This is a genomic window from Actinoallomurus bryophytorum (assembly GCF_006716425.1).
Classification (GTDB): Bacteria; Actinomycetota; Actinomycetes; order Streptosporangiales; family Streptosporangiaceae; genus Actinoallomurus; species Actinoallomurus bryophytorum.
This window is the reverse complement of the sequence record NZ_VFOZ01000002.1, coordinates 1,104,403-1,124,022: the sequence shown is the minus strand read 5'-3', so window position 1 is coordinate 1,124,022 and position 19,620 is coordinate 1,104,403. Positions and strand designations below refer to the sequence as shown.

General features: G+C 70.9%; 15 protein-coding genes. All 15 read left to right on the top strand.

Going from position 1 to position 19,620, the window contains the following annotated elements:
• Positions 1–142: 142 nt before the first annotated feature.
• Positions 143–502, top strand: coding sequence for a phosphoribosyl-AMP cyclohydrolase (hisI, locus tag FB559_RS41165; protein WP_141963044.1), 360 nt, complete (start codon positions 143–145; stop codon positions 500–502).
• The gene (locus FB559_RS41160) at positions 499–1,062 is read left to right on the top strand and encodes a Trp biosynthesis-associated membrane protein (protein ID WP_141963042.1); all 564 of its coding nucleotides are present in this window, start codon (positions 499–501) and stop codon (positions 1,060–1,062) included. Before hisI ends, FB559_RS41160 begins: the two co-directional genes overlap by 4 nt.
• A gap of 523 nt (positions 1,063–1,585) precedes the next feature.
• Positions 1,586–2,248, top strand: coding sequence for a response regulator transcription factor (locus tag FB559_RS41155; protein ID WP_141963040.1), 663 nt, complete (start codon positions 1,586–1,588; stop codon positions 2,246–2,248).
• Between the two features lie 547 nt (positions 2,249–2,795).
• A complete protein-coding gene (locus tag FB559_RS46010) occupies positions 2,796–3,215 on the top strand; it encodes a DUF2752 domain-containing protein (RefSeq protein ID WP_246122881.1) in 420 nt (139 codons plus the stop codon).
• Positions 3,216–3,357: 142 nt separating this feature from the next.
• Positions 3,358–4,164: an indole-3-glycerol phosphate synthase TrpC gene (trpC, locus tag FB559_RS41145; RefSeq protein WP_141963038.1), complete on the top strand. Its 807-nt coding sequence runs from the start codon at positions 3,358–3,360 to the stop codon at positions 4,162–4,164.
• 94 nt (positions 4,165–4,258) lie between these two features.
• Positions 4,259–5,506 (top strand): tryptophan synthase subunit beta, encoded by a 1,248-nt coding sequence (gene trpB, locus FB559_RS41140; RefSeq protein WP_141963036.1) that lies wholly within the window; start codon positions 4,259–4,261, stop codon positions 5,504–5,506.
• A complete protein-coding gene (trpA, locus tag FB559_RS41135; protein ID WP_141963034.1) occupies positions 5,503–6,345 on the top strand; it encodes a tryptophan synthase subunit alpha in 843 nt (280 codons plus the stop codon). The genes trpB and trpA overlap by 4 nt, the downstream gene beginning before the upstream one ends.
• Positions 6,346–7,231: 886 nt before the next feature.
• A complete protein-coding gene (locus tag FB559_RS41130) occupies positions 7,232–7,744 on the top strand; it encodes a MauE/DoxX family redox-associated membrane protein (RefSeq protein WP_221640688.1) in 513 nt (170 codons plus the stop codon).
• Positions 7,745–7,782: 38 nt separating this feature from the next.
• Positions 7,783–8,601: a DsbA family protein gene (locus tag FB559_RS41125; RefSeq protein WP_141963032.1), complete on the top strand. Its 819-nt coding sequence runs from the start codon at positions 7,783–7,785 to the stop codon at positions 8,599–8,601.
• 99 nt (positions 8,602–8,700) lie between these two features.
• On the top strand, positions 8,701–10,140 hold the full coding sequence (gene lgt, locus FB559_RS41120) for a prolipoprotein diacylglyceryl transferase (RefSeq protein WP_246122879.1): 1,440 nt from the start codon (positions 8,701–8,703) through the stop codon (positions 10,138–10,140).
• A gap of 16 nt (positions 10,141–10,156) precedes the next feature.
• Positions 10,157–10,885, top strand: coding sequence for a VIT1/CCC1 transporter family protein (locus tag FB559_RS41115; protein WP_141963030.1), 729 nt, complete (start codon positions 10,157–10,159; stop codon positions 10,883–10,885).
• A gap of 93 nt (positions 10,886–10,978) precedes the next feature.
• Positions 10,979–11,761, top strand: a complete 783-nt coding sequence (locus tag FB559_RS41110; RefSeq protein WP_141963027.1) for a hypothetical protein — start codon at positions 10,979–10,981, stop codon at positions 11,759–11,761.
• Positions 11,762–13,043: 1,282 nt separating this feature from the next.
• Positions 13,044–13,712 (top strand): hypothetical protein, encoded by a 669-nt coding sequence (locus FB559_RS41105; RefSeq protein ID WP_141963025.1) that lies wholly within the window; start codon positions 13,044–13,046, stop codon positions 13,710–13,712.
• A 169-nt stretch (positions 13,713–13,881) separates the two neighbouring features.
• On the top strand, positions 13,882–14,871 hold the full coding sequence (locus FB559_RS41100; RefSeq protein WP_141963023.1) for a hypothetical protein: 990 nt from the start codon (positions 13,882–13,884) through the stop codon (positions 14,869–14,871).
• A 169-nt stretch (positions 14,872–15,040) separates the two neighbouring features.
• Positions 15,041–19,612, top strand: a complete 4,572-nt coding sequence (gene gltB, locus FB559_RS41095) for a glutamate synthase large subunit (RefSeq protein WP_185792734.1) — start codon at positions 15,041–15,043, stop codon at positions 19,610–19,612.
• Positions 19,613–19,620 lie beyond the last annotated feature (8 nt).

Sequence of the window (19,620 nt, the reverse complement as noted above, 5' to 3'; positions counted from 1 at the left end):
TTCTCGGTGCGGGCCTCTTCATTTTCTGCCCGAATTCAGGCGGAAATCCGGTTTTTTGTGCCTCTGGTTCCGGGCAACCCGTGTCCGCGCGTTCCCGTACCCCTTCGCCGATCCGCCTCGGTGACCCGGCACAATAGGGGTCATGTCCTTGGACCCCAAGATCGCCGATCGTCTCAAACGAAACTCCGACGGTCTCGTCGCCGCCATCGCCCAGCAGTACGACACGGGCGAGGTGCTCATGCTCGCCTGGATGGACGATGAGGCCCTGCACCGCACGCTGACCACCGGCCGTGCGACGTACTGGTCGCGCAGCCGTCAGGAATACTGGGTGAAGGGCGACTCCTCCGGCCACCAGCAGTGGATCAAGGAGGTCGCACTCGACTGCGACGGCGACGCCGTCCTGCTCAAGGTCGACCAGGTCGGTGCCGCGTGCCACACCGGCGACCGTACGTGCTGGGACACCGACGTCCTCGAGCCGGCCATCGGCGAGCGCCCGCGGTGACGAGCCGCCGCGAGCTCGCCGCCGCCACGTTGCTGGGCGGTGCGGGTGCGGCCATCGTGGTGGGTTTCGCCGGGCGCAGCTGGGCGACGGTCACCGAACGCGGCACCGGCGTGGAGACGCTGAACCAGCATCTCAGCGGCCGATCCCTCAGCGGCGTCATCGCCGCCCTGGGCTGGGCCGGCCTGGCCGGCATCGCCGCGCTCCTGGCCACACGCGGCTGGGCACGCGTCGCGGTGGGCGTACTCCTCGCCGCCTTCGGGGTGATCGTCGCGATCGCCTCACCGGGCGCCGTACGCCACGCCCACGTGGCCTCGATCGCGGGCGACAAGACCAACCTCGCCCGCCTGGGCGGCGACCTGGTCGTGCACGTCAACGCGTGGTGGACCCTGTCACTGGCGGGAGGCGTACTCCTGGCGGCGGCGGGCCTCCTCACGACCGTGCGAGGACGCCGATGGCCGGGAATGTCGTCTCGGTACGAGCGCCCCAGCGCCGCACAGCCGTCCACGGACGACCCCGCGTCATTGTGGAAGGCCCTCGACAGGGGCGACGACCCCACCTGACGGCATCTCGGCCGCCGAGTGTGATGGCCTTTTTCGGCCTCGCCGGCGCGGCTCGGCGGGCTGATGTCTCGTGGTCGTCTCCGTGCCGGCAGTGGGAGTGCGTCGGCCGCGGCGGCTTTTGGCCGTGGTGGTCGCGCGTTGCCGGGTGGCTGCCGGCGCGGGGTCGCGTGCGTGGCGCGGTGCCGTACCGGTCGGCGTCGCCTGGTCTCGGCCGTCCTGCTCCCCGGGTCTGCGGGCGTTCTCTCGTCGTGGACGAGCCCGGTGTAGAACCTGCCGGGCCGCGTGGGCGTCACGTCGGCGGGTTCGGTCGGTGTGACGTGTCGCGGCCGGCGTCGCGTCGCCTGGCGCCCGCGATCACGGCCGTGTGGCCGCGGCGTCCGGCGGCTGTGGTCCCGGCCGGAGTCCCGGTACGATCGGCGCGACATCCCGCCGTCGACCGCGTGGGTGGCGCTGGTCCGAGGTCGACGACGATCACACCAGCTGCTCGCGGGGGGCACCCGGTTCCCATCGACGGAGGTCCGACATGGCTGGCCGTGTCGAGGTGACGGAGACCGACCGTGACGGCACCGTGCTCGTGGTGGAACACGATCCGGGCGTGGCCGACCTGGCCGGGCTCTACCTGTCCCGCGAGGGGTTCGACGTCCACCTGGTGACCGACCCCGAACACGCGGCGTCCACCGCGCGGCGCCTGAAGCCCGACGTCGTCGTCCTCGACCTGTCCACGGGCGTCCACCAGGAGGTCATGGCCGCGGTCGGCGCCACACCGATCGTGTGCGTCGTCCCGGACGGCGGGCCCGGCCCGGGCCCGTACGCCGTGCCGAGACCGTTCAGCCCGCGCGTCCTCGTGTCGACGGTCGCCCGCGCCCTGCGCGGCCACGAACCGGAACCCCCGCCCGAAGGCCTCCTGCGCGTCGGCGAGGTCATCCTGGACACCGCCACCCGTACGGTCACCGCGGCGGGCACGCCGAAGTCGCTCACCGCGACGGAGTTCGACCTGCTCGGCTTCCTGATGGGCCGCCCCGGACGCGTGTTCACGCGGGAGCAGCTCCTGGCCGCGGTGTGGGGTTCGGCGGAGTCGGCCGGCACCCGTACGGTCGACGTCCACATCGCCCAGCTACGCGCCAAGCTCGGCGCCCTGAGCCCGCTGCGCACGGTCCGCGGCATCGGCTACGCCGCCGACCCATGACCGCGCCCGGCCTCGCCCGAGGCCGCCGCCGCTCACTTTGTGAGCGGGGCGAGTGACCTGCCAAGAGTGATGGCCGTCGCAGAGCGACCTCGCCGCCGCAACGCAGGCCGTCGCGGCGCCGGCACTGGTGATGGACGAGCCGGGCACATCGGTCCGCCGCCGAACACCATGCCCAGGGCGGCCGACAGGGTGCCGGGTGCAGGGAGGCGTGGGGGAGCGGCCGACCTCGGGCCGCGCCCGCCTTGGGCCGCGCCCGCCTTGGGCTACGCCCGCCTTGGGCCGCGCCCGCCTTGGGCTACGCCCGCCTTGGGCTACGCCCGCCTTGGGCTACGCCCGCCTTGGGCTACGCCCGCCTTGGGCTACGCCCGCCTTGGGCCGCGCCCGCCTTGAACCAGGCCGATCTCAAGTCGCGCCGGTCTGGGCTACGCCCCGATCTCAAGTCGCGCCTGTCTGGGGCCACGCCCGGCCTCGCGGGCGGTGCCCGCGACCTCTCCAGGGCGGGCCGCGAGAGCGAGGACGAGCCGGGCGCGCGGTCTACCCTTGGTGCGTGACGACCGTGCGGACGTGGAGAGGTGGCCGAAGCCGCTGGGCGCCGTACGCGGTGCTCGCCGTCGCCGCCGGTGCCGCCGGATATGTCGCCCTCGTCGACCCGAACCACCCCGGTCACTACCCGACCTGCCCCTTCTACGCCCTGACCGGCGACTACTGCCCGGGCTGCGGCTCTCTCCGCATGATCCACGCGCTCACCCACGGGCACGTGGCGGAGGCCTTCGGGCGTAACGCGCTCGCCTTCGTAACCCTGCCGCTTCTCGGCTATCTCTGGGTCCGGTGGACGGTCGCCGCGCGGCGGGACCGGCCACTGCAGGCCAAAATCCTCCAACCGTGGGCGATCATCGTCTTCGCCGTGGTCATCGTCGTTTTCTGGGTGGTCCGCAACCTCCCTGCCGGACACGCTCTGGCCCCCTGACCCAGCACCCGGCGCGGGAACAGCGGGCCGACCGGGCTACGATCGGGAGACACGACACCACGAGCACAGGGGGATCGATCACGTTGAGCGGAGCGGACCCAGGGGCCATTCGGGCCCGCTCACGTTCCGGCGAGGAGGACAGGTGACGGTTCTCGACGAGATCCTCGATGGGGTGCGTGCCGACCTCGCGGAGCGCCAGCAGGCCGTCTCGCTCGACGCTCTCAAGGAGATGGCGGTCCACGCGCCCTCACCTAAGGACGGCCATGGCGCCCTCCGCGGGCAGGGTGTGTCCGTGATCGCCGAGGTGAAGCGGAGCAGCCCCTCGAAGGGAGCGCTCGCCGCGATCGCCGACCCGGCAGGGCTCGCCGAGGACTACGAGTCCGGTGGCGCCGCCGTGATCAGCGTGCTGACCGAGCGGCGGCGTTTCGGCGGTGACATCGACGACCTCGCCCAGGTGCGCAACCGTGTCGACGTGCCGGTGCTGCGCAAGGACTTCATCGTCACCTCCTACCAGCTGTGGGAGGCCCGCGCGTACGGCGCCGACCTCGCTCTCCTCATCGTGGCCGCCCTGGAGCAGCAGGCTCTGATCTCGCTCGTCGAGCGGGCCGAGTCGATCGGGCTCACCCCGCTCGTCGAGGTGCACACCGAAGAGGAGCTGGAGCGCGCGGTCGACGCGGGAGCGCGCGTCATCGGCGTCAACGCCCGTGACCTCACCACCCTGAAGGTCGACCGGAACACCTTCGCGCGCATCGCGCCGAAGATCCCCTCCAACATCATCAAGATCGCCGAGTCCGGTGTACGCGGGCCGCACGACCTGCTCGCCTACGCGGCCTCGGGTGCCGACGCCGTCCTCGTCGGCGAGAGTCTGGTGACGGGCAAGGACCCGCGGTCGGCGGTGGCCGACCTCGTCGCGGCCGGAACCCACCCGGCGTTGCGGCAGGGCAAGTAGGGTATGTCCATGAGCCTGCGCGAACGATGGCGTCTATCCGCCTCACTGCCGACCGGATAGCCCCTTTTCACCTGCACACGCGACAGGACACTCCATGACGACCGATGCCGTTTACGGCGTTACTAACGCTGTTCCCGACTCTGACGGCCACTTCGGCCGCTTCGGCGGGCGGTTCGCGCCCGAAGCGCTGATGGCCGCCCTCGACGAGCTGACCACCGCGCACGCCGAGGCGATGAACGACACCGGCTTCCGCGGCGAGCTCGACCACCTTCTCGCCACCTACGCCGGCCGCCCCAGCCTCCTCACCGAGGCCGAACGGTTCGGCGAGAAGGCGGGCGTACGGGTCCTGCTCAAGCGTGAGGACCTCAACCACACCGGTTCTCACAAGATCAACAATGTGCTCGGGCAGGCGCTGCTCACCAAGCGGATGGGCAAGACCCGGGTGATCGCCGAGACCGGCGCCGGCCAGCACGGCGTCGCGACCGCCACGGCCGCGGCCCTGCTCGGCCTTGAGTGCACGGTCTACATGGGCGAGGTCGACACCGTACGCCAGGCGCTCAACGTCGCCCGTATGCGCATGCTCGGCGCCGAGGTCATCCCGGTCAAGACTGGCAGCCGTACGCTCAAGGACGCCTGCAACGAGGCATTCCGCGACTGGGTGGCCAGCGTCGACCACACGCACTACTGCATCGGCTCGACGATGGGCCCGCACCCGTTCCCGATGATGGTCCGCGACTTCCAGCGGATCATCGGGGTGGAGGCGCGCCGCCAGGTCATCGAGATGACCGGCCGGCTGCCCGACGCCGTCGTCGCGTGCGTGGGCGGCGGCTCCAACGCCATCGGCGCCTTCCACGCGTTCGTCCCGGACGAGGGCGTACGCCTCTACGGCTTCGAGGCCGGCGGCGACGGCCTGGACAGCGGACGACACGCGGCCACGCTCGCCGGCGGCTCCGTCGGCGTCATCCACGGCATGCGCACCTACCTGCTGCAGGACGAGGACGGCCAGACCCTCGACACGCATTCGGTCTCGGCCGGGCTGGACTATCCGGGCGTCGGCCCGGAGCACTCCTGGCTGCGCGACAGCGGCCGGGCCACCTACCAGGCGGTCACCGACGCCGAGGCCATGGACGCCTTCGCGCTGCTGTGCCGTACGGAGGGGATCATCCCGGCCATCGAGTCCGCGCACGCGCTCGCCGGCGTCCTGCGGATCGGTCCCGAGCTCGCGGCCGGCGCCGACGAACGGCCCACCGTCGTCGTCTGCCTTTCCGGGCGCGGCGACAAGGACATGGAGACGGCCGCCCAGTGGTTCGGGCTCGTCGACGAAGACGGGAGCACGCGGTGAGCGCGGGACACAGCGTCGCGACGACGTTCGAGAAGGCCGCCTCGGAAGGCCGCGGGACCCTGGTCGGCTACCTGCCGGCCGGCTTCCCGTCTCGCGAGGGTTCGATCGCGGCGGCCAAGGCCATGGCCGAGGCCGGCTGTGACGTCATCGAGGTCGGCCTGCCCTACACCGACCCGCTGATGGACGGCCCGACCATCCAGGACGCCGTGCACCAGGCGCTCGTCGGCGGCGCCCGCGTCGCGGACGTCTTCGACACCGTCGAGGCGATCGCCGCGACCGGCGTGCCCACTCTCGTGATGACGTACTGGAACCCCGTCGACCGGTACGGCGTCGACGCCTTCGCGCGCGACCTGGCCTCGGCCGGCGGTTCCGGGCTGATCACGCCCGACCTCACGCCGGAGGAGGGCGGCACGTGGCTGGCCGCCGCCGACCAGCACGACCTCGACCGGGTCTTCCTCGTCGCGCTCAGCTCCACCGACGAACGCCTCGCCAAGATCACCGAGGTCTGCCGCGGTTTCGTCTACGCCGCGTCCGTCATGGGCGTCACCGGGGCGCGCTCGGCCGTGGACACGGGCGCCGCCCGCCTGGTCGAACGCACCCGCAAGGCCATGGCACCCGGCTCCCGGCTGCCCATCGGCCTCGGCCTGGGCGTGAGCAACGGCGTGCAGGCGGCCGAGGTCGCGGCCTTCTCCGACGGCGTGATCGTCGGCTCGGCGTTCATCCGCCGGCTGCTCGACGCGCCCTCACCGGAGGAGGGCCTGAAGTCCATACGCGAACTCACCGCCGAACTCGCCGCCGGCGTCCGGCGCCAGGGCGTGTTGGACGGCACCCGCTCTTAGGGAGCGGTTTTCAGGCGACGCGTCGCGGGGGGCTTGACGTCGGCCGGGTGACCGGCGGCGACGTGGCGGGCGGATGTCGATCACGGGTTTGTCGGACGCGCCGAGGTGTTTTGGATGGATCCCGTCCGTGAGGGGCGGTGTTCTGGTGGCGCGTCGCAGGGCGGGGGAGCCTGGCGTCGGTTGGGTGACCGGCGGCGACGTGGCGGGCGGACGTCGATCACGGGTCTGTCGGACACACCGAGGTGTTTCGGACGGATCCCGTTCGTAAGGGGCGTGTCAGGTGGCACGTCGTAAGGCGGGGAGCCTGGCGTAGGTCGGGTGACCGGCGGCAAGCGGCGGGCGGACCTCGATCACGGGTCTGTCGGACGCGCCCAGGCGTGTCGGACGAATCCGTCCGTAGCGGGCGAGGTCCAGGCGGCGCGCCGCAGGGCGGGGGAGCCTGGCGTCGGCCGACGACCGATGTCGCGAGGTGGCCTGCTGGGCGCCGCCCAGCAGGAGGGGAGCCCTGCCGGCTCGCCGCAGGGCGCCAGGGTGGCGTCCGGCCGCGTCGTCGGATCGGCAGGGTGTCGTCCACGCGGACGCGGGTCGCGGCGTAGGGCCTCGCCCTTGACGCTCGGACTCGTACGTGGCGAAGACGAGGTCGTCTCCGTCGAGCGGAACCGGATCGGCGTGACGTGCGGCGCCGGACCCGGACGGACTCCCGCCCGCGCCTCGCGACGCGTCTACCTGGACTCGGCTCGCGATGGCGGTTATCCACAGGACCCCCCCTCAGCCACTCACCGCAAGCACGAAAGTGACAGGATGTTGCCCGCGCGCTTGACAGCGGTCTTATGGTTCACCGCCTAAGCTGGCGCGCGCCGGATCGCGAAACCGTTAGGAAACGACTGTGGCTGGAGAGATGGCGGCCGCCGGAGGCGGACAGAGAGTTCCGCGTGCCCTGCTGCGGCAGCAGGAGTGGATCACCTTGGTGGTCCGCGTCGCGCTCGCGGCCATTCTCGGCATCGCCGGATTTGCCAAGTTCAGTGAGGCGGAGGGGCTGCAGAAGGTCGCAGTGTCCTCTTACCGGATCCTGCCGCAGAGCATGGTCGCGCCCGTGGCGCTCGGCCTGCCGGTGCTGGAGATGGCGCTCGCCGCGATGATCCTGCTCGGGTTCGCCACACGGACCATGGCGATCTGCGTCGGCCTGCTGTTCGTCGTCTTCATCGCCGGGATCATCTCGGTGTGGGCGCGAGGGCTGGCCATCGACTGCGGCTGTTTCGGCGGTGGGGGGCAGGTCTCCAAGGGCCAGACCCACTACCTTAGGGAGATCTTCCGAGACCTCGGCTTCCTCGTTCTGGCGGCCTGGCTCATGGTGTTCCCGCGCGGCAAGGCCGCGCTCGATCGCTGGCTCGGGCTCTAAGCACCTGAGCCGTTAAACGAAATTTCAGAGGAGACCAGATGAGTAAGGCCGCTCGACAGCGGTCGGCCCGCGAGCGGCTGGCGGAGGAACGCAAGCGTCAGGTGCAGAAGCAGCAGCGGACGCGGCGGCTGATGATCACCCTGAGCGGGCTTGTCATTGTGGCGCTGGCCGTGGTCATCACGGTGTACTTCGTCAACAAGAAGGACACGAGCACCTACTCCGGAGCGCTCGCTCCCGCGACCCGCCAGAGCGACGGGGCGATCCTCGCGTCCAAGCCGGGTGCCCAGGCCCCCAAACTGGAGCTCTTCGAGGACTTCCAGTGCCCGATCTGCCATGAGTTCGAAAACTCCAGCGGTAGCACGATCAAGAGGTTGGCCGCCGAGGGCAAGGTCAACGTCCTGTACTACCCGTTCTGGCTGTTCAAGCAGCAGCCCGATCCGATCCGGGGCAACTCCCAGCGCGCCGCCAACGCCGCCCTGTGCGCCCCCGCGGACAAGTGGATCCAGTACCACGACACGATCTACAAGCACCAGCCCGCGGAGGGCTCGAACGGCTTCTCCAACAAGGACCTCATCGGCTGGGCGAAGGACCTCGGGTTCGCCACTCCGCAGTTCCAGCAGTGTGTGAACGGCAACCAGAAGCAGTCGCAGATCGACTCGATGACCAACTACGCCGAGACCACCCGCAAGGTGACCGGGACTCCGACCGTCTTCCTCAACGGGCAGTCGATGGACCTCAACAGCACCCTGCTCAACGCGAAGAACCTCGAGAAGGCCATCCTCGCCGCCAAGCCCGCAGCGGCGAGCTCGCCGCCGAGCGCACCGGCGGCCAGCCCGTCGGCGACGGCCAAGAAGTGACGAGAAGGTAGGTACGACCGCCGTCCGCCGGTGTTCACACCGGAGGACGGCGGTCACTTCGCCACCTGATCGTCATCGACCCGTCTCTCATAGCCGGTAATGTCACTTCCCATGCAGCAGCCGCTCGCCTACATACCCAGCCCTTCGCAAGGGGTCGTCCACCTCGGGCCCCTGCCCCTCCGCGGGTACGCCCTGATGATCATTCTCGGGGTCATCGCCGCCGTCTGGCTCGGCGAGCGGCGATGGACCGCCAGAGGCGGCGCCGCGGGCACGGTCGTGGACGTCGCGGTGTGGGCGGTCCCGTTCGGGCTGGTCGGCGGGCGCCTCTACCACGTCATCACCGACTACCAGCTCTACTTCGGTAAAAACTGGCACCCGGTCGGCGCCCTCGAGGTCTGGAACGGCGGCCTCGGCATCTGGGGCGCCATCGCGGCCGGCGCTCTCGGTGCCTACATCGCCTGCCGGCGCCGTGGCATATCCCTGCGGGTCTTCGCCGACGCCGCCGCGCCGGGCATCGCCCTGGCGCAGGCGCTCGGCCGCTGGGGCAACTGGTTCAACCAGGAGCTGTACGGCCGCCCCAGCACGCTGCCGTGGGCGGTCAAGATCGACCCGGCGCACCGTCCGGCGAACACCCCCGACATCGGCACCTACCACCCGACGTTCCTGTACGAGTCGCTGTGGTGCGTCGGCGTGGCCCTGCTGGTCATCTGGGCGGAAAAGCGCTTCCGGCTGGCGTACGGCCGCACCTTCGCGCTGTACGTCGCCGCCTACACCGTGGGACGGGCCTGGATCGAGTGGCTGCGCGTCGACTCGGCCCACCACATCCTCGGCCTGCGCCTCAACGACTGGACCTCGCTGATCGTCTTCCTCGGCGCGGTCGCCTACCTCTACGTCTACCGGGACCGCACCACGATCCCGGAGGGCGCGGTCGGCACGCCCGCCGAGGAGACCGAGACCGAAGCCTCCGCCGCCACGGCGGAGGAGAGCTCCGCTGCGGCCGCAGAGGCGCCCGAGGGGGCCGGCACCCCGGGCTCACCCGGTGACGAGCCGGAGACGCCGCAGGACAAGCCCTCGGACGAGGACGAGACCGCCGGTGAGACGGAAGTGCCGTCCGAGCCCGTCAAGGCGGGGTCGAACGACGCGGACGCCGGTGAGATCCCCGTACGGGACGAGCTGGAGTCGAACGGCGCCGATGCCGGCGGGCCGGGCGAGGTCCCCGCACCCGAGGTCGAGCCTGCCGAGGCGGGGCCGAGCGGCGCGGACTCCGGCGAGGTCCCCGTACGGGAGGTCCACGACGAGCCTGTCGAGGTGGAGTCGAACGGCGCGGACGCCGGCGGGCCGGGCGACGTCCCCGTACGGGAGGTCCACGACGAGGCCGTCGAGGTGGAGCCGAACGGCGCGGGCACCGCGGACGCGGGAGAGCCCGGCGACACGGCCGAGCCCGAGGCGCCCGGCGAGCCCGGTGGGACCGATCACGGCAAGGACGGCGGCAGAGAGAAGGCCTCGACCGGCGGCGAGCCGGGCGAGAGGACCTCTTGACCCGCGGGGAGGCTCCATGAGCGTCGAGGACGCAGCCACCAGCGGCGCGCGAGCCGAGATCCATCACGAGCATCGCGACGTGACCGGCGGGTGGCTGCGCCCCGCCGTGTTCGGCGCCATGGACGGGCTGGTCTCCAACTTCGCCCTGATCGCCGGGGTGGCCGGCGGCCGCGCGCACCATCAGGTGATCGTGCTCACCGGGCTGGCGGGGCTGGCGGCCGGCGCGTTCTCAATGGCGGCGGGGGAGTACATCTCCGTCGCCTCGCAGGCCGAGCTGGCCCAGGCCGAGATCGAGGTCGAGCGGCGGGAGCTGCAACACCGGCCCGAGGCCGAGGAGCTCGAGCTGGCGCAGCTCTACGAGGCCCGTGGCCTCGATCCCGAGCTGGCCCGCGAGGTCGCACGGCAACTGTCCCGAGACCCCGAGGAGGCACTCGGGGTGCACGCCCGCGAGGAGCTCGGCATCGACCCCGGCGACCTGCCCTCGCCGGTGCTCGCCGCCGGATCCTCGTTCCTGTCGTTCGCGGTCGGCGCATGCCTGCCCGTGCTCCCTTACCTCCTGGGCGCGACCAGCCTCTGGCCCGCCGCCATGCTCGCCGCGGTCGGATTGTTCGGCGCCGGGGCACTGGTGTCCCGTGTCACCGCACGGTCGTGGTGGTACGGCGGTCTCCGGCAGCTGACCCTCGGTGGTGCCGCCGCCGCCATCACTTTCGTGGTCGGATCCCTGATCGGCACCAACAGCGTCTGACGTGCGCGAACCTCGCCGTACGGGTCGGGGCGGCTCATGGCGGGATGGCGATATGGACCTGCCACGGCCCGACGTTCGCTAAGCTCACCGCTCGTGAGCGAGACGGGTTATGACAGTGGTTACGACGGCGGCGAGGGACGACAGAGTTCCCGCAGGCGCCGCCGGCCGCGCCGCTCCAACCGAAATCTTCTGATCATCGGTGGTGCGGCGCTGGCCGTCATCGTCGTGGTCGTCGCGGTGGCCCTGGTGGCCCTGGGCGGTGGCGACGGCAAGAAGAGCGAAGCGGCGGCCGCCGCGCGGGTGTCGCCGAAGGTGTACGTCAACACGCCCGCCAATTCGCTGGTGAACAAGCTCAACGAGCGCAGCAAGGACAAGCGCCCGCTCAACAAGAGCGAGGTCTTCGGCGACGACGCCAAGTCCGTCAAGCACGGCGCGTACAACTTCACGCTCGTGGGCTCGGACCTGACGGACTGCGCCTCGGTCACCTGGGGCCAGGAGCTCCAGAACGACCTGCGCAAGTACGGCTGCACCCAGGTGGCGCGCGGCGCGTACGTGACCCAGGACAAAAAGTACCTCGGCCAGTTCATCGCGATGAACCTCGAGCGACTGCAGGGGGCCGAGCAGGTCGTCCGTGACCTGGACCCGGCCAGCAGCGCCGGATTCGTCTCACCGCTGACGGCCGCCGGCACGGAGAACTTCGGCAGCGGGTTCAGCGCCGCCTACTCCCAGTCGTTCGGCCACTACGTGGTCATCAGCTGGGTCGAGCGCGCCGGAGGCGCGCAGCCGCAGACCATGAACGAGCTGCTGGACGCGAGCATCGCCATCGAGCGTGCCGACGACTTCGTCTGGGAGCGCCTCGTCCTAGTCGGCGGATAGCGCGATGGCCGGTCGGCCCGGACGCCGCCAGGGCCAAGGCGGACGCGGCGAGCCCGAGGGGCAACGCTCCGCGCGACGTCCCCGCCGAGGCCAGAACGGCCCCGGCGGGCGGCCCCGAGGCCAGAACGGTTTCGGTGAGCCGGAGGGGCAGTATCCCCCCGACCTTGGCCAGGGCACCTACGGCGAGCCTGGAGGTCAATACCCTCCAGGCGTCGGTCAGGGCGCCTACGGCGAGCCTGGCGCGCAGTACCCGCCGGACCTTGGCCAGGGCGCCTACGGCACCCCCGAGGGCCGGTATCCGCCCCAGGGCGTAAGCGGTGAGCCTGGTGGTCGGCGCCCTTCGCGGCGTCCGAGCCGAGGGCGGCAGGGAGCCGCGGAGCCCGGTGCGGAGTATCCGCCGGACCCTGGCCAGGGTGCCTACGGTGAGCCCGGGGGTCAGTACTCTCCGGGCTTCGGTGAGAGTGGCTACGGCGAGCCTGGCGCGCAGTACCCGCCGGACATCGGCCAGGGCGCCTACGGCACGCCCGAGGGGCAGTACCCACCGGAGGGTTCTGGTGGGCGGCGCTCCTCGCGGCTTCCGCGCCGAGGCCAGAGTGGGCCGGCCGGTCGCGACGGGAGAGGCCAAGGCCGAGGCCAGGGCGAGTTCGGCGCGCCTGAGGGGCAGTATCCCCAGGACCTTGGCCCGGGTGGCTACGGCGAGCCTGAGGGGCAGTACCCGCCGGACGGTGTTGGTGGTGGGCGGCGTTCTTCGCGACGTCCGCGTCGAGGGCGGCGGGGCGCCGCGGAGCCCGATGCGGAGTATCCGGGGAACCTGGACCAGGGTGCCCATGGTGAGCCCGGGGGACGGTATTCACCGGCCTCTGGTCAGGGTGCCTACGGCGAGCCCGGTGCGGAGTATCCCGCGGACGTCGGCCAGGGCGCCTACGGCGCCCCCGAGGGGCAGTACCCACCGGAGGGTTCTGGTGGGCGGCGCTCCTCGCGGCTTCCGCGCCGAGGCCAGAGTGCGCCCGCCGGTCGCGGCGGGAGAGGCCGAGGCCGAGGCCAGGGCGAATTCGGTGAGCCTGAGGGGCAGTATCCCCAGGACCTTGGCCCGGGTGGCTACGGCGAGTCTGAGGGGCAGTACCCGCCGGAGGATGCCGGTGGTGAGCCTGGTGGGCGGCGCTCCGCACGGCGGCCGCGACGGGGGCGGCGGGGACCCGCCGAGTCCGGCGAGCGGACTACCCCGCGGCGTCCACCGCGCAAGGGCCCGGTACCCCCGGTCGCCTTCTTCGCCGCCGCCGGTGTGATCGTCGTCCTCGCCGTGGTCGTGGCCGCCGCCGTGCTGGTCCTGGGCAGGGGCGGCGGTGGTGGTCATGGCGCGGCCGCCCCGGACGTGAATGACGTCCAGGCGGAAGGGCCGGGCGCCTCCGCGTACTCCCAGGCGGCCTCGACGGCGGCGTTCGCCGCGATCGCCGAGCGGTCCAAGGATCCCAAGCCGCTCACCGCGGCCGAGGCGTTCGCCACCAAGAAGATCAGCGACACCGACGCCAAGGCGACATTGAAGCTGACCGCCTCCCGGCTGGACTCCCACTGCACGGTGGCCATCTGGGGGACCCGGCTCGCCGGCCTGCTCCAGCAGGGCGGCTGTACCCAGACCGCGCGCGCCACCTACTCAGACAAGCACTTCGGCGCCCTTGTGACGATCTTCAATCTGGCGAATGCGCAGGCCGCGGACCGTGTCGTCGCGAGCGCCGACCCGAGGTCGGGGAACGGCTTCCCGCTCGCCCCGCCCCGTTCGCCGCCGTTCGGGCAGGCGTTCAGCACCGCACGCGGCGTCGCGATGGGCCACTACGCGGTGATCACATGGGTGCAGCGCGCCGACGGCTCCGGGGACGAGAGCGACGCCGCCCTGCTGTCCCTGCTGGTGACTGCCGGGCGCCCGAACGCGGTCCTCCTGCGCGCGACCGGGTAGTCGCAGCGCAGGCAGTCAGCGGCGCCTGTCAGCCCGCGCAAGCGTCAGTGGTCAATATCAATAGCGCAGCACCTCAAGGATCTAACGCCAGGAACCAGGCAAAGGTCGCGAATCACGTTCTAAGCTCTACTCATTCACCGATTGTGCGGTGCCCCCCAAGGAGATCGAGATGAGCTACCCCTACCCACCCATGGGGCCCGGCCAGCCACCGCCCGGAGGCCAGCCCGGCGGTTGGGGAGCGCCGCCACCGCAGGGCGGGTACGGCATGCCCCAGCAGCCCGGCGGGTACCCTCCGCCCCCCGTACAAGGCTGGCAGGGCCCGGAGATGCTGCCCCCGGGGCCGCCCATGGGCCCGCCGATGGGCCCGCCCCCGATGCCGCCGCCCAAGAAGAGCAGCGGCGGCCTCATCGCGATCGTGGTCGCCATCGCCTTCGTCGTCGTCGCCGGCGCCCTGGGCGGTGCGTACTTCCTGGCCGCCAGCGGTAGCGATGACGACGCCAGCCCCACCGCGTCGCCCTCGGCGGCCGGCTCGTCACCGGCCGCGAACCCGCCGGCCGCCGCCGCCATGCCGAACAAGCCGGCGAGCTACAACTCGATGAAGTCCTGGTCGCTGTGGGACAGCCTGAACACCGCCGCCCAGGACAGCAAACCGCTGACCCTGGAGGAGGTGTTCGCCGACTCGGAGGCCAAGGCCTACAAGGACACCTCGGACAACACGGTGTTCAACCTGCAGGGCACCGGCCGGCTCGACACCGTCTGCGGCAGCACCGTGTCCGGCCCCGCGCTCCAGACGGCGCTGCAGGGCTACGGGTGCACCCAGGTGGTCCGCGCCGCGTACGTCTCCGCCGACCAGAAGTGGGTCGGGCATATCGCGATCTTCAACCTCAAGGACGTCACCTCGGCCAACGCCTTCCTCGACGACCTCGACCCCAAGTCGGGCAAGGGCTTCTTCGTGCCGCTGACCGGGGCCTCTCCCGTGGACAAGTTCGGCAAGACCGCCCAGACCGGTGCCCAGAGCGGCGCGTACGGGCACTTCGTCGTGGTCGGCTGGGCCGGGCGCGTCGACGGCGCCCCGGGCAGCAACTACGGGATCGACACGATCAGCCCGAGTTCGTCCGTCCAGCAGGCAGCCAAGCAGTTCCTGTTTCATCGGAATTAAACGGGCCAGACTACTTATTGAGACTAGATGGGTACAGCTCGGTAAGTTTCGCGATCATGTCGCGTCGGGGATGAAACAGACAGTGCTGTAACCTCTAGTCACCGCAGCAGGGCCAACGTCGTCCCGGACTGCACTGATGAAGGAGCAGAACGAGACGACGGGAGGGTTGATGGTGCCTGCCGCCATGACTCCGGGCCAGGGACGCGCGAAGCGTCAGGGTCTGTACGACCCCGCCAACGAGCACGACGCCTGTGGCGTCGGCATGGTCGCTGACCTGGCCGGACGTAAGAGCCACGATATCGTGGTCAAAGCCTTGACCGTCCTGAGAAACCTCGATCACCGCGGTGCGAAGGGCGCCGAGCCGGACGACGGCGACGGTGCCGGGATCCTCACTCAGATCCCCGACGAGCTCTTCCGCGAGGCCGTGGACTTCGAGCTTCCCGAGGCCGGCGCGTACGCCGCCGGCATCGCGTTCCTCCCCGCCGGCGCCGCCGAACGCACCGAGGCGATCGCTACGATCGAGCGGATCGCCGGCGAGGAGGGCCTGAGCGTCCTCGGCTGGCGCGAGCTGCCCTACGACCCGGACTTCTCCGGGCCCACGGCGCGCCGTGTCATGCCGCACTTCGCCCAGTTGTTCCTGAGTGCCACCGGCGGTGCCCGCGAGCTGGAACTGGACCGCATCGTCTTCTGTGCGCGCGAGCGCATCGAGCAGGACGCGCCGGTGTACTTCCCGAGCCTGTCCAGCCGCACGATCGTCTACAAGGGGATGCTGACCACCCCGCAGCTGGAGCCTTTCTTCCCCGACCTGTCCGACCGCCGCTACACCAGTGCCATCGCCCTGGTCCACTCGCGGTTCTCCACCAACACCTTCCCGGCCTGGGAGCTGGCCCACCCGTACCGCTTCATCGCGCACAACGGCGAGATCAACACCGTCAAGGGCAACCGGAACTGGATGCGGGCACGCGAGGCGCTGCTGGCCTCCGACGTGCTCCCCGGCGATCTGTCGAGGATCTTCCCGGTCATCGACATCGAGGCCAGCGACACGGCCTCGTTCGACGAGTGTCTGGAACTGCTCCACCTCGGCGGGCGCTCGCTGGCCCACTCGGTGCTCATGATGATCCCCGAGGCGTGGGAGAACCACGCCGAGATGGACCCGGCGCGCAAGGCGTTCTATGAGTTCCACTCCACGCTCATGGAGGCGTGGGACGGCCCCGCCAGCGTCACGTTCACCGACGGCACCGTCGTCGGCGCCGTGCTCGACCGCAACGGCCTGCGCCCAGGACGTTTCTGGGTCACCGACGACGGGTTCGTCGTGCTGGCCAGCGAGGCCGGCGTGCTCGACATCGAGCCTTCCAAGGTCGTCCGCAAGGGCCGGCTGCAGCCGGGCCGGATCTTCCTCGTCGACACGGCGAAGGGACGCATCGTCGAGGACGACGAGATCAAGGCCGAGCTCGCCGCCGAGCACCCGTACGCGGAGTGGCTGCACGCCGGGCTGATCCGCTTCGAGGAGTTGCCCCAGCGTGAGCTGCGGGCCGTCTCGGAGATGGGGAACGGGCAGAGCCCCACCCACGAGACGCTCGTCAAGCGCCAGCAGATCTTCGGCTACACCGGCGAGGAGCTGAAGGTCATCCTGTCGCCGATGGCCAAGAACGGCGCCGAGCCGATCGGCTCGATGGGCACCGACACGCCACCGGCCGTGCTCTCGGACCGCTCACGGCAGCTGTTCGACTACTTCAAGCAGCTGTTCGCCCAGGTCACCAACCCTCCGCTGGACGCGATCCGCGAGGAGCTGGTGACCAGCCTGCAGTCCACTCTCGGCCCCGAGGCGAACCTCCTCGCCCCCGGACCGCACTCGTGCCGCCGGCTCGTCATGCCCACGCCGATCCTCGACAACGAAGAGCTGGCGAAGATCATCCACCTCAACGACGAGGGTGACCTGCCCGGGTTCGCCCCGCACGTGGTGTCCGGTCTGTACGACGTGACGGGCGGGGGAGCGTCGCTGTCCCAGCGGCTCGAGGAGATCTGCGACGAGGTGTCGGCCGCGATCAAGGACGGCGCGCGCATCCTCGTGCTGTCCGACCGCGGCGCCGGCACGTCCAAGGCGCCGATCCCCTCGCTGCTGCTCACCGGTGCCGTCCACCACCACCTGATCCGGGAGAAGACCCGTACCCAGGTCGGGCTGGTCGTCGAGACCGCGGACGCCCGTGAGTGCCACCACATGGCGCTGCTCATCGGGTACGGCGCTTCGGCGGTCAACCCCTACCTCGCCATCGAGACGGTCGAGGACCTGATCGAGAGCGGCGAACTCGACCTGGACCGCGCCACCGCGGTGCGCAACCTGGTCAAGGCGTACGGCAAGGGCGTCCTGAAGGTCATGTCCAAGATGGGCGTGTCGACGGTCGCCTCCTACACCGGCGCGCAGATCTTCGAGGCGATCGGTCTCGGCGCCGAGGTCATCGACGAGTGCTTCGCCGGCACCACCTCGCGGCTCGGCGGCGTGGGCTTCGACGTACTCGCCGAGGAGGTCGCGCAGCGGCACCGGCGCGCGTACCCGCCGGGCGGCAACGCCGCCACGCACCGCACCCTGGAGGTCGGCGGGGAGTACCAGTGGCGCCGCGAGGGCGAACAGCACCTGTTCAACCCCGAGACGGTCTTCAAGCTGCAGCACGCGACCCGGACCCGCCGCTACGAGGTGTTCAAGGACTACACCAGGCTCGTCGACGGGCAGGCGGCCAAGCTGATGACCCTGCGCGGCCTGTTCGAGCTGCGCGAGGGCGCCAGGCCGGCGATCCCGATCGAGGACGTCGAGTCGGTCGAGTCCATCATCAAGCGGTTCTCCACCGGTGCGATGTCGTACGGCTCCATCTCGGCCGAGGCCCATGAGAACCTCGCCATCGCGATGAACCGCATCGGCGGCAAGTCCAACACCGGCGAGGGCGGCGAGGACCCGGAGCGCTTCACCCCGGACGGCAACGGCGACCTGCGCCGATCGGCGATCAAGCAGGTGGCCTCCGGCCGGTTCGGCGTGACGTCCGAGTACCTCACCAACGCCGACGACCTGCAGATCAAGATGGCGCAGGGCGCCAAGCCCGGCGAGGGCGGTCAGCTCCCGGCGCACAAGGTGTACCCGTGGATCGCCAAGACCCGGCACTCCACACCGGGCGTCGGCCTGATCTCGCCGCCACCGCACCACGACATCTACTCGATCGAGGACCTCGCCCAGCTGATCCACGACCTCAAGAACGCCAACCCCTCGGCGCGGGTGCACGTCAAGCTCGTCGCCGAGGTCGGGGTCGGCACCGTCGCCGCGGGCGTGTCCAAGGCGCACGCCGACGTCGTGCTCATCTCCGGGCACGACGGCGGCACCGGGGCCTCGCCGCTGACCTCCATCAAGCACGCCGGGGCGCCCTGGGAGCTCGGCCTCGCCGAGACCCAGCAGACGCTGCTGCTCAACGGCCTGCGCGACCGCATCGTCGTGCAGACCGACGGGCAGATGAAGACCGGCCGCGACGTCATCATCGCCGCGCTGCTGGGCGCCGAGGAGTTCGGTTTCGCCACCGCGCCTCTGGTGGTGTCCGGCTGCGTGATGATGCGGGTCTGTCATCTCGACACCTGCCCGGTCGGCGTCGCCACGCAGAACCCGGAGCTGCGCAAGCGCTTCAACGGCAAGCCGGAGTTCGTCGTCAACTTCTTCGAGTTCATCGCCGAAGAGGTACGCGAGCACCTGGCCGCGCTCGGCTTCCGGTCCCTGGAGGAGGCGATCGGGCACGTCGAGCTGATCGACGCCACCAAGGCCGTCGACCACTGGAAGGCCTCCGGCCTGAACCTCGCGCCCATCCTGCACCGGCCCGACCTGCCCGAGGGCGCGCCGCTGCGCAACACCACGACCCAGGACCACGGGCTGGAGAAGGCCCTGGACAACAGCCTGATCCAGCTGGCCGAGGGCGCCATCGCGTACGGCAACCCCATTCATCTGGAGATGCCGGTACGCAACGTCAACCGCACCGTCGGGACCATGCTCGGCCACGAGGTCACCCTCAAATGGGGGGCCGGCGGACTACCCGACGACACGATCGACATCACCTTCACCGGCTCGGCCGGGCAGTCGTTCGGCGCGTTCGTACCCCGCGGCATCACACTGCGGCTGGTCGGGGACGCCAACGACTACGTCGGCAAGGGCCTGTCCGGCGGGCGCATCACCGTACGCTCGTCCGACGAGGCCGCGTTCGCGGCCGAAGAGCAGATCATCGCCGGCAACGTCATCCTGTACGGCGCCACGTCCGGTGAGGCGTTCATCCGCGGTGTCGTCGGCGAGCGGTTCTGCGTGCGCAACTCCGGCGCCACCGCCGTCGTCGAAGGGGTCGGCGACCACGGTTGTGAGTACATGACCGGCGGCCGCGCGGTCGTGCTCGGCCCGACCGGCCGCAACTTCGCGGCCGGGATGTCCGGCGGTGTCGCGTACCTCCTGGACCTCGAACGCGAGCACGTCAACCTGGAGATGGTCGATCTCGAACCCCTGGAGGACGAGGACCGCGAGTACCTGCGCGACATCGTCACGCGCCACCACGCCGAGACCGGCTCGACGGTCGCCGCCGGGCTGCTCGCGGCCTGGGACGAGGCCATCGAGCGCTTCGGCAAGATCATGCCGCGCGACTACAAGCGCGTACTGACCGCACGGGCCAGGGCCGAGGCCGAGGGCCGCGACATCGACGAGGCGGTCATGGCCGCCAGCAACGGGTGAAGGGGGAG

What these genes read in the sequence shown, in the direction of transcription:
- trpB (WP_141963036.1), top strand. Translation starts at nt 4,259, where the DNA reads ATGACGACCGATGCCGTTTACGGCGTTACTAACGCTGTTCCCGACTCT.
- gltB (WP_185792734.1), top strand. Translation starts at nt 15,041, where the DNA reads ATGGTGCCTGCCGCCATGACTCCGGGCCAGGGACGCGCGAAGCGTCAG.
- FB559_RS41115 (WP_141963030.1), top strand. Translation starts at nt 10,157, where the DNA reads ATGAGCGTCGAGGACGCAGCCACCAGCGGCGCGCGAGCCGAGATCCAT.
- hisI (WP_141963044.1), top strand. Translation starts at nt 143, where the DNA reads ATGTCCTTGGACCCCAAGATCGCCGATCGTCTCAAACGAAACTCCGAC.
- FB559_RS41100 (WP_141963023.1), top strand. Translation starts at nt 13,882, where the DNA reads ATGAGCTACCCCTACCCACCCATGGGGCCCGGCCAGCCACCGCCCGGA.
- FB559_RS41155 (WP_141963040.1), top strand. Translation starts at nt 1,586, where the DNA reads ATGGCTGGCCGTGTCGAGGTGACGGAGACCGACCGTGACGGCACCGTG.
- lgt (WP_246122879.1), top strand. Translation starts at nt 8,701, where the DNA reads ATGTCACTTCCCATGCAGCAGCCGCTCGCCTACATACCCAGCCCTTCG.
- FB559_RS41125 (WP_141963032.1), top strand. Translation starts at nt 7,783, where the DNA reads ATGAGTAAGGCCGCTCGACAGCGGTCGGCCCGCGAGCGGCTGGCGGAG.